This is a genomic window from Burkholderia sp. 3C (assembly GCF_054589155.1).
In genome coordinates this window covers 96,709-102,190 of sequence record NZ_BAAILN010000151.1, presented here as the reverse complement: position 1 = coordinate 102,190, position 5,482 = coordinate 96,709, and the positions used below count along the sequence as shown (strand labels likewise).

Annotated in this window: 6 protein-coding genes; 4 read left to right on the top strand and 2 right to left on the bottom strand. The window is 67.9% G+C overall.

Features of this window, described 5'->3' with window-relative positions; all coding sequences use genetic code 11:
• Nucleotides 1–23: 23 nt before the first annotated feature.
• Nucleotides 24–290 carry a translation initiation factor IF-1 gene (gene infA / locus ACYP33_RS31410; protein ID WP_414439203.1) on the bottom strand — a complete coding sequence of 89 codons (267 nt, stop codon included), beginning with the start codon at nt 288–290 and terminating at the stop codon, nt 24–26.
• A gap of 346 nt (nt 291–636) precedes the next feature.
• Nucleotides 637–1,389, bottom strand: coding sequence for a TetR/AcrR family transcriptional regulator (locus ACYP33_RS31405; RefSeq protein ID WP_414447584.1), 753 nt, complete (start codon nt 1,387–1,389; stop codon nt 637–639).
• A 224-nt stretch (nt 1,390–1,613) separates the two neighbouring features.
• Here ACYP33_RS31405 and ACYP33_RS31400 point away from each other — a divergent pair, with 224 nt between their 5' ends.
• The 4 genes from ACYP33_RS31400 to ACYP33_RS31385 all read left to right on the top strand — a co-directional run.
• The gene (locus ACYP33_RS31400) at nt 1,614–2,795 is read left to right on the top strand and encodes an isovaleryl-CoA dehydrogenase (RefSeq protein WP_459625107.1); all 1,182 of its coding nucleotides are present in this window, start codon (nt 1,614–1,616) and stop codon (nt 2,793–2,795) included.
• A 20-nt stretch (nt 2,796–2,815) separates the two neighbouring features.
• Complete coding sequence (locus ACYP33_RS31395; RefSeq protein ID WP_459625106.1) at nt 2,816–4,432, top strand: carboxyl transferase domain-containing protein; 1,617 nt, start codon at nt 2,816–2,818, stop codon at nt 4,430–4,432.
• Between the two features lie 10 nt (nt 4,433–4,442).
• Entirely contained in the window at nt 4,443–5,231 is a 789-nt protein-coding gene (locus ACYP33_RS31390) for an enoyl-CoA hydratase/isomerase family protein (protein ID WP_459625105.1), read from the top strand.
• 67 nt (nt 5,232–5,298) lie between these two features.
• Nucleotides 5,299–5,482 (top strand): biotin carboxylase N-terminal domain-containing protein (locus ACYP33_RS31385; protein ID WP_459625104.1); only part of this gene is annotated, 184 nt, incomplete at its 3' end.

Below are 5,482 nucleotides of genomic sequence, written 5' to 3'. Positions count from 1 at the left end.
CCCCCCCCGACGCGGGCGAAAACTCAGCGTCGGAAGCTGCGGGCAGGCGGCGCGCCGGACATGGCACGCTCGTCCTTGTGACGGTAGTTGATACGGCCTTTGGTCAGGTCGTACATCGACATCTCGAGTCGAACGCGATCGCCGGCCAGAATGCGGATGTGATTCTTCCGCAGGCGGCCCGACGCGTAGGCGGCCACGACAGCGCCGTTTTCGAGCGTCACGCGATAGCGGCTGTCGGGCAGTACTTCATCGACAACGCCATCCAGTTCCAGCAGCTCTTCCTTTGCCAAATTGATTTCTCCAATGACCGGGTTGATGTTGAGTCGTACGTCGCCCGTCGTGCAACGGGCGCTCCGCACATGTACCGGACAGCGGTATGAATGGCGAGACATCCCGGATGCGGCGTCGAACAGGCAATCGACGGAAAACTAGGTTTGCTTGAGCGGACTTCCGGCCGGTAGCGCCGTAAAGGACTGGACCGATGCCGCTTCTCAGACCGCGTGCAGTGTTCGGCACGCGAAAAGAATCAAGGAGGGAGAGGACAACGAATACCGCAGTCTAGCGGTCAGTGATGAGCAGCAATCACGCTTCTTTGATACTTTAGTCGCCAGACGTTACACCCTATGACTTGATCAGTCAAGCCATTTCGCCGGCTGGCCCGTTGCTTGCTGCTCCCGTCCGGTGCTCCAGGCGGCCCACGGCGGCACGCACCTCGCGGCCGAATTCGGCCAGCGCGTCGAGGTCGGGCGTCGGTGGTTGCAGCGCCGCCCACAGCACCTCGATCAATTGATCGGCGGTGCGCTCGGTATCGAGCGTGCGCCGCCCGAGGATCGCGTCCCACAGCACATGTTCGATCGGCCCGAACACCAGCGAGCGCAGCAGGCTCAACGGCATGTCGCGGCGGATCAGGCCATCGTCGCGGCCGCGCGCGAGCAGGTTCATCAGCGGGGCGGTGTAGCGGCGTTGCAGTTCGCCGAGTTCGTCGCCGAGCATCTGCTGCTTGGCGCGGCCCTCGGACAGCACCAGCGCGCACAGCCCGGTGCCGTTCACGAGCATCAGCCGCAAATGCGTGCGCACCACGAATGCGAACTGCTCGCGCAACGGCGCGCCGGCCGGCATGCCCGCCTCGAACGTGGCGATGTTCTCGTCGTACCAGTCGGCAATCACGCGCGCGCACAGCTCGCGCTTGCCACGGAAATAGCTGAACACGGTGGCCTCGGACACGCCCACCCGCTGCGCGATCTCGGCGGCGGTGGCGTGCTCGTACCCCTTCTCGGCGAACACCTCGCGCCCGGCGCGCAGGATGTCCTGCACGCGCTGCTGCGATTTGCGTCCGGCGGGCGCGCGGCTGCCGTCGGGGCGGTCGGTCTTGAGGGGCAGGTCGGACATGGCGAGTGAACCCGAAACGAAGCAATGCGAGCGATGATAGCCGACATCGACATGAAATTTGAGTGACACTCAAAAAATCATTGACGCCGAAACAACCGTCGCGCGACACTAGCCGCCATCAATCGGCATCGTTCAATCCATCGGCGCCCGGAAAATCCTGAGCACAACTCAGAATGCATCACCCACCGGATCGGCCGAACGCACTTTCTGGAATCGGAGGAGACATGATCAACCTGCCCGGCGTGCAATTCATGCTCGGTGAAGACATCGAGATGCTGCGCGACGCGATCGCCGCGTTCGCAGCCAAGGAAATCGCGCCGCGCGCGGCCGAGATCGACCGCAGCGACCAATTCCCGATGGACCTTTGGCGCAAGTTCGGCGACCTGGGCGTGCTCGGCATGACGGTCGACGAGGAATACGGCGGCGCGAACCTCGGCTACACCGCCCACATGGTGGCGATGGAGGAAATCTCGCGCGCCTCGGCCTCGGTCGGCCTGTCCTACGGCGCGCATTCCAACCTGTGCGTGAACCAGATCAACCGCAACGGCAACGAGGCGCAGAAGCGCCGCTATCTGCCGAAGCTGATCTCGGGCGAGCACGTGGGCGCGCTGGCGATGAGCGAGCCGAACGCCGGCTCGGACGTGGTCAGCATGAAGCTGCGCGCCGACAGGCGCGGCAGCCACTACGTGCTGAACGGCACCAAGATGTGGATCACGAACGGCCCCGATTGCGACACGCTGGTGGTCTACGCGAAAACGGACCTCGAAGCCGGCGCGCGCGGCATGACGGCGTTCATCGTCGAGAAGGGCATGAAGGGCTTCTCGGTGGCGCAGAAGCTCGACAAGCTCGGCATGCGCGGCTCGCACACGGGCGAACTGGTGTTCCAGGATGTCGAAGTGCCCGAGGACAACGTGCTGGGCGAGGTGGGCAGCGGCGTCAAGGTGCTGATGAGCGGGCTCGATTACGAGCGCGCGGTGCTGGCGGGCGGCCCGACCGGCATCATGGCGGCCTGCCTCGACGCGGTGGTGCCGTATATCCACGATCGCAAGCAGTTCGGCCAGTCGATCGGCGAATTCCAGCTGATCCAGGGCAAGCTGGCCGACATGTACACCACCTTCCAGGCCTGCCGCGCGTATTTGTACGCGGTCGGCCGCCATCTCGATGCCGCCGGCAGCGGGCACGTGCGGCAAGCGCGCAAGGATTGCGCGGGCGTGATCCTCTACACGGCCGAGCGCGCCACCTGGATGGCCGGCGAGGCGATCCAGATCCTCGGCGGCAACGGCTACATCAACGAATACCCGGTCGGCCGGCTCTGGCGCGACGCCAAGCTGTATGAAATCGGCGCTGGCACCAGCGAAATCCGCCGCATGCTGATCGGCCGCGAACTGTTCGCGGAAACGGCCTGAGCCGCCGCGGAGCCGACACGATGCCGATCCTCGAATCGAAACTGAACCCCCGCTCCGACGAATTCCGCGCCAACCAGGCGGCGCTCGACGCGCTGGTGGCCGACCTGCGCGAGAAGATCGAGCGGCTCGCGCAAGGCGGCGGCCAGGCCGCCCGCGACAAGCACGTCGCGCGCGGCAAGCTGCTGCCGCGCGAGCGCATCGCGCTGCTGCTGGACCCGGGCACGCCGTTCCTGGAGCTGTCGCAACTGGCCGCCTACGGCATGTACAACGACGATGCGCCGGGCGCCGGCATCATCACCGGCATCGGCCGCATCGCCGGGCGCGAGTGCGTGATCGTCTGCAACGACGCCACCGTGAAGGGCGGCACGTACTATCCCGTGACCGTCAAGAAGCACGTGCGCGCGCAGGAGATCGCGGCCGAGAACCGGCTGCCGTGCGTCTATCTGGTCGATTCGGGCGGCGCGAACCTGCCGAACCAGGACGACGTGTTCCCCGACCGCGACCATTTCGGCCGCATCTTCTACAACCAGGCGAACCTGTCGGCGGCCGGCATCGCGCAGATCGCCGTGGTGATGGGCTCGTGCACGGCGGGCGGCGCCTACGTGCCGGCCATGAGCGACGAATCGGTGATCGTCAAGGAACAGGGCACGATTTTCCTGGGCGGCCCGCCGCTCGTGAAGGCGGCCACCGGCGAGGAAGTCAGCGCCGAGGATCTGGGCGGCGGCGACGTGCACACGCGGCTGTCGGGCGTGGCGGACCATCTGGCGCAGAACGACGCGCACGCGCTGTCGATCGCGCGCTCGATCGTCGGCAACCTCGGCGCGAAGGCGGCCACGGCGCACGACCGGATCGCGGCGGCCGAACCGTTGCCGCCGCGTTACGCGCCGGCCGAGCTGGCCGGCGTGATCCCCGCCGACACGCGCAAGCCGTTCGACGTGCGCGAGGTGATCGCACGCATCGTCGACGATTCCGCGTTCGACGAATTCAAGGCCCGCTTCGGCACCACGCTCGTGACCGGCTTCGCGCGCATCTGGGGCCGCCCGGTCGGGATCGTCGCCAACAACGGCATCCTGTTCTCGGAATCGGCCGTCAAGGGCGCGCACTTCATCGAGCTGTGCTGCCAGCGCAAGATCCCGCTGGTGTTCCTGCAGAACATCACGGGCTTCATGGTGGGCCGCAAGTACGAGAACGAGGGCATCGCGCGCCACGGCGCGAAGATGGTCACGGCGGTGGCCACGGCCAAGGTGCCGAAGTTCACGGTGATCATCGGCGGCTCGTTCGGTGCGGGCAATTACGGCATGTGCGGGCGGGCGTTCTCGCCGCGCTTCCTGTGGATGTGGCCGAACGCGCGCATTTCGGTGATGGGCGGCGATCAGGCCGCCTCGGTGCTGGCCACGGTGCGCCGCGACGGCATCGAGGCGAAGGGCGGCAGTTGGTCGGCCGACGAAGAAGCCGCGTTCAAGACGCCGATCCGCGAGCAGTACGAACGGCAGGGCCACCCGTATTACGCCAGCGCGCGGCTGTGGGACGACGGCGTGATCGAGCCGGCGCAAACGCGCGACGTGCTCGGCCTGGGCCTGGCCGCTGCGGAAAACGCACCCGTCGAGGACACGCGCTTCGGCGTGTTCCGCATGTAAGGAGGCTCGCATGTCGAACTACGAGACGATCCGCGTCACGCACGCGCACCGCATCGCCACCGTCACGCTGGCGCGGCCCGAGGTGCGCAACGCGTTCAACGAAACGATGATCGCCGAGTTGAGCGCCGCGTTCGGCGCGCTCGATGCGCACGACGGCGTGCGCGCCGTGGTGCTGGCGGCCGAGGGGCCGGCGTTCTGCGCCGGCGCGGACCTGAACTGGATGCGCAAGATGGCCGGCTACGGCGACGACGAGAACCGCGCCGACGCGCGGCGGCTCGCGCGCATGCTGGAGGCGGTCTACCGCTGCGGCAAGCCGGTGATCGCGCGGGTGCACGGCGACGTGTACGCGGGCGGCGTCGGGCTGGTGGCCGCCTGCGACATCGCGATCGCCGCGCAGCCGGCGCGCTTCTGCCTGTCGGAAGCGCGGCTCGGGCTGATCCCGGCCACCATCGCGCCGTACGTGGTGCGCGCGCTCGGCGAGCGGGCCGCGCGCCGCTACGTCATGACCGCCGAGGTGTTCGACAGCGCGCGCGCCGCGCAACTGGGCCTGATCCACGAGGCGGTGGCCGCCGACGCGCTCGACACGACCGTCGCGCAACTGGCCGACGCGCTGTGCGCCAACGGCCCCGACGCCGTGCGCGCCGGCAAGCGGCTGGTGGCCGACGTGGCCGGCCGCGCGCTCGACGATGCGCTGATCGACGACACGGCCGACCGGATCGCCGCCACGCGCGCCGGCGCCGAGGCGCGCGAGGGCATCGCCGCGTTCCTCGAAAAACGCACGCCGGCCTGGCGCGCATGACGGGCCGTCACGTCCCGATTGTTCCGACGCCTGCTCGCCAAAACCCGACAACCGAACCCCGACCATCATGTTCGACAAGATCCTGATCGCCAATCGCGGCGAAATCGCCTGCCGCGTGGCCGCGACCTGCCGCCGGATGGGCATCGCGAGCGTCGCCGTCTACTCGGACGCCGACGCGAACGCCAAACACGTCGCCGCCTGCGACGAAGCCGTGCCGATCGGCGGCGCGGCCGCCGCCGACAGCTACCTGC

Excerpts from the sequence above, each read along its gene's own strand:
- ACYP33_RS31405 (WP_414447584.1), bottom strand. The coding sequence starts at position 1,389 with ATGTCCGACCTGCCCCTCAAGACCGACCGCCCCGACGGCAGCCGCGCG.
- ACYP33_RS31400 (WP_459625107.1), top strand. The coding sequence starts at position 1,614 with ATGATCAACCTGCCCGGCGTGCAATTCATGCTCGGTGAAGACATCGAG.
- ACYP33_RS31395 (WP_459625106.1), top strand. The coding sequence starts at position 2,816 with ATGCCGATCCTCGAATCGAAACTGAACCCCCGCTCCGACGAATTCCGC.
- ACYP33_RS31390 (WP_459625105.1), top strand. The coding sequence starts at position 4,443 with ATGTCGAACTACGAGACGATCCGCGTCACGCACGCGCACCGCATCGCC.